The following is a 3,798-nucleotide window of genomic DNA, read 5'->3' as shown; positions in this document are numbered from 1 at the left end:
CGCGATAGCGCGTCTCGAGCTCGGCCAGCACCGCCAACGCATCGGTGACCAGCGCCGAGACCAGCTCGTCACGAGCCTGCGGGTCGTCCCAGGCGATCTCGGGCTTGCCCGGCTTCGAGTAGTCATGCCCGCTGGTCACGGCGGCGACGACCTCGGCGCCGGCGGGGACCTCACGGGCGACCCGGCGGATCGCGGCGATCAGCTGGGTCACGGTGTCCTGCCGGGCCACCGCGTCATCCAGGATGGTCGAGTCCAACGCGCGGCGGGTCTTCCCCGCCACCGCCCCGGTCTCGGTGACCACCTCGGCGACCACCTCGAAGACGCGGTCCGGACGGTCGGAGCCGGCCAGGCGACGCCGCCAGTAGGTCAACGTCGACGGGTCGAACGCGGTGGCGGTGACCGCCAGCCCGCACGCGGCCTTCCACCGCAGATCGAACGTGAGGGCCTCGACCGCCTCCCGGTCCGACAGACCGTGCAGGGCCTGCAGGACCAGCACCGTGGCCACCACCTCCGGCGGCACACTCGGCCGGCCCCGGCGGCTCGGGAACAGATCGGCGAACAGCTCCGGCGGGAACAACCGGAACCGGTGCGCGGCCAGGAACGCGAACACGCTGCCCGGCTTCAGCAGATGCCCAGCGACCGACTCCACATCCAGCAACTCACGCTGATCATCAGAGCGACCCTGCACCCAACAAGGATCCCAGCCCCGGCCCCAGCGGCCCTCTCCGACACCCCGCTTTCTTCAGCGGTCTCCTAGGAGAACGAACGGCACGTTCGTTGCTTCCCGCGCGACGAACGCGCCGTTCGTACCACCGGCACCGGGCCGAGATCCCCGCCAGCCGTTCCCATCTCGGAGCCGCGCCACCCACCCGCCGATCCGAGTCGAGCCATGACGGTGCCGCCGTCGGGACCTCCTCGGAGCCTCGTGCTCGCGGAACCGCACCCGCGCACGATCGCCGGGCGTGGTCGGGCATCGCCGACGCCGCGCCCGGCTCGGCCGGGAGGGCGGCGACGTCAGCGGTGATCTCGTCACCGGACCGCAGGCCGTCGTGATGGCGATCCGCCGTCCTGAGAGGCTGCGGCGACACGGCTCGACCGGAGGGCGGGAACCGACGTGCCGATCTTCGAGGTGCACCTCGTCGAGGGCGACCGCTCGGTAATCCGCTTGCCCCCTCGGACGCTCGCCGCGCAGGATCGCGGCAGCGCGCAGAAGGCGTGCTCTCGTCGGAGGAGATGCCTCGTGCAGACCGTCGCCCGGTGGGCGGCGCTCGGCCCGGCCGGTGCCGGGTCGGCGCCCCGCCGCGTCCGCACCCTGCGCTGAGGGCAGTGCCGCGTGGGGTGATCTCCCCACGTCTGGAGCCCCTCCGTTGCACGAACGCATCCCCCGTCGCCGTCGACGCTTCGAAGACGACGAGCCCGACCTCTCCCGTCACGCCGTATCCGACCGCGACAACGGCGACGACGTCGGCCCACCCGACGGTGACCGCTGGTCCACCTGGCCCGACGCCATCCACGGCCCGGAACCGAGACCCGGCTGGGTCGTCACCGGCGCCGGCGCCGTCGACACGGAGCTCGGCGTGCTCAAGACCGGCAAGGAGGCCGACGTCCACCTCCTCGCCCGCGCGGTGCCCGGCGGACCCGACCTCCTCCTCGCGGCCAAGCGGTACCGCTCCGGCGAGCACCGCATGTTCCACCGCGACGCCGGCTACCTCGAGGGCCGTCGGGTGCGCCGGTCCCGCGAGACGCGCGCGATGGCGAACCGGACGGCGTTCGGCCGCGAGCTGCTCGCCGGGCAGTGGGCGGCCGCCGAGTTCGGCGCGCTGAGCACGCTGTACGCGGCCGGTGTGCCGGTGCCCTACCCCATCTCGCTCCAGGGCACGGAGCTGCTGCTCGAGTTCCTCGGCTCACCCGACGGCACGGCCGCGCCACGCCTCGCCCAGCGCCGCCCCGACCGGGACGAGCTCCGGGACTGGTGGGAGCAGCTGACCGCGGCGCTCATCGGGCTCGCCCGTCTCGGCTGGACCCACGGCGACCTCTCGGCCTACAACGTCCTGGTCCACGACGGCCGGCTGGTGCTCATCGACCTGCCGCAGGTCGTCGACCTCGTCGGCAACCCGCACGGTCCCGAGATCCTCGTCCGCGACGTCCGGCGGCTCAGCGAGTGGTTCGTCGCGCGCGGTCTCGACGTCGACGCCGAGGGCCTGTTCCACCGACTGGTGGGCCATGCCGTGTGAGTGGAGCTCGTGTCGGGGCACGGACGAGCGCTCACGACGGCCCGCCCGACCTGCTGCGGGCTGACCAGCGCGCCCAACGGCGACTCGCACCGTGCACGTCTTCGCCGCCGAGCGGGTGTCGAAGACAAAGGCGGCCGGGCGGGAGTCGTTCTCAGCACCTCGACGAGCTGCTCTACCTCGTCGTGGGAGATCAGACGTCGCCCCGGGCGTGCGCACGCAGGCGCTCCGACCAGCTCGACGGCACCGGCGGCGGAGGCAGCTCCGCGTGCGGGACGCCGTCGTGGTCCACCACGGGGTAGCAGGCCAGGCCGTCGCCCGGCATCGTCATGTTCCGGCCCGTCTCCAGCGAGAATCGGTACCAGTGCGACGGGCACATGATCGTGGCGTCGGCGGCGCCGTCGCCGGCCTGGAGCAACCGTCCCTCCGCGAGCGGACCGGCGCGGTGCGGGCACGCCGCCTGGACGGCGCGCAGCGAGCCGTCGTCGAGGCGGAAGACCGCGACGTCGCGTCCGTCCGGGGCCGTCACGACCCAGGCCGACGCCCCAGCGCCGTCACCGAGCGGGACCAGCACCATCGCCGATCACCGCCGACCGGACGCCCGCAGCTCGGCCAGCGACTCGCCGCCGACGAACCAGTGCTCGGGCTCGCACTCGGTCACCACGACGCGGACGTCGCCCGGCGGGGCGCCGACGGCGTCGGCGACCGCGGCGGTCACCTTCTCCCCCAGCGCGGCCGGCTGCTCGGGCGTGCGCCCGCGCGCGAGGGTGATCTGGACCAGGGGCACGGTGTCGCCCTCCTTCGTCGGGCCTGTGCGTGCTTGTCCGCGCCAGAGCACGGACGAGCACTCACGAGGCGCAGGCCAGCTCGACGGTGCCGAGCCGGTCGATGGTCACGGTGACGACGTCGCCAGCGCGAACCGGTGTCGCCGCGGTCAGCCCGCCCGACAGGACGACCTGACCCGCGGCCAGGCCTTCCCCCGACGCCGCGAGCCGGCGGACGAGCCACGCCACGGCGGCGGCCGGATGACCGAGCGACGCCGCGCCGGACGCGGTGGCCACCAGCTCGCCGTTGCGCTCGAGCACGACGCCGACCAGCCGCAGGTCGATGCCGGCCACGGGCACGGGGGCACCGACGACGAACCGGCCCGCCGAGGTGTCGTCGGCGACGACGTCGGCCATTGTGAAGCGGTAGTCGCGATAGCGGGAGTCGAGGATCTCGATCCCGACGCCGACGCCCGCCGTCGCCGCCAGCACGTCGGACGCGCGAACATCGGGCCCGGCCAGATCGCGGCCCAGCATGAAGACGATCTCCGGCTCGGCGCGCGGCTGGATGTGCTGCGAGCACGGCAGCGGCTCGCCGAGGTCGAGCGCCGCCGACGCCGGCAGGAAGCCGTACACCGGCGCGTCGACCCCGACCTGGGCCTGCTTGGCCCGCGAGGTGACCCCCAGCTTCCAGCCCGCCAGTGGTCCGGCCCGGCGCCGCAGTTCTCGCTGCACCTCGTAGGCCGTCTCGAGGTCGAGCCCGGTGACGTCGTCGGTCAGCGGTTCGATCGCGGTCCGCTCGG

At 73.9% G+C, this 3,798-nt stretch carries 5 protein-coding genes; 1 reads left to right on the top strand and 4 read right to left on the bottom strand.

What is annotated here, in order from left to right:
• On the bottom strand, positions 1–688 hold a 688-nt coding region (locus tag VGH76_RS25615), incomplete at its 3' end, for a transposase (protein WP_331559593.1).
• Between the two features lie 679 nt (positions 689–1,367).
• Between VGH76_RS25615 and VGH76_RS25610 the strand changes: the two genes are divergently transcribed.
• On the top strand, positions 1,368–2,234 hold the full coding sequence (locus VGH76_RS25610) for a serine protein kinase RIO (protein ID WP_331559592.1): 867 nt from the start codon (positions 1,368–1,370) through the stop codon (positions 2,232–2,234).
• 190 nt (positions 2,235–2,424) lie between these two features.
• Here the strand turns inward: VGH76_RS25610 and VGH76_RS25605 are convergent, their stop codons facing one another.
• From VGH76_RS25605 to VGH76_RS25595, 3 genes are all read right to left on the bottom strand, one after another.
• Positions 2,425–2,808: a Rieske (2Fe-2S) protein gene (locus tag VGH76_RS25605; RefSeq protein ID WP_331559591.1), complete on the bottom strand. Its 384-nt coding sequence runs from the start codon at positions 2,806–2,808 to the stop codon at positions 2,425–2,427.
• 6 nt (positions 2,809–2,814) lie between these two features.
• Positions 2,815–3,018, bottom strand: a complete 204-nt coding sequence (locus VGH76_RS25600) for a 2-hydroxymuconate tautomerase (RefSeq protein ID WP_331559590.1) — start codon at positions 3,016–3,018, stop codon at positions 2,815–2,817.
• Positions 3,019–3,079: 61 nt separating this feature from the next.
• On the bottom strand, positions 3,080–3,798 hold a 719-nt coding region (locus VGH76_RS25595; RefSeq protein WP_331559589.1), incomplete at its 5' end, for a 2-keto-4-pentenoate hydratase.

Origin of the sequence: Actinomycetospora sp. (assembly GCF_036497585.1) — a bacterium.
Classification (GTDB): domain Bacteria; phylum Actinomycetota; class Actinomycetes; order Mycobacteriales; family Pseudonocardiaceae; genus Actinomycetospora.
The sequence above is the reverse complement of the archived record's forward strand: the minus strand, read 5'-3'. Positions and strand labels throughout refer to the sequence as shown.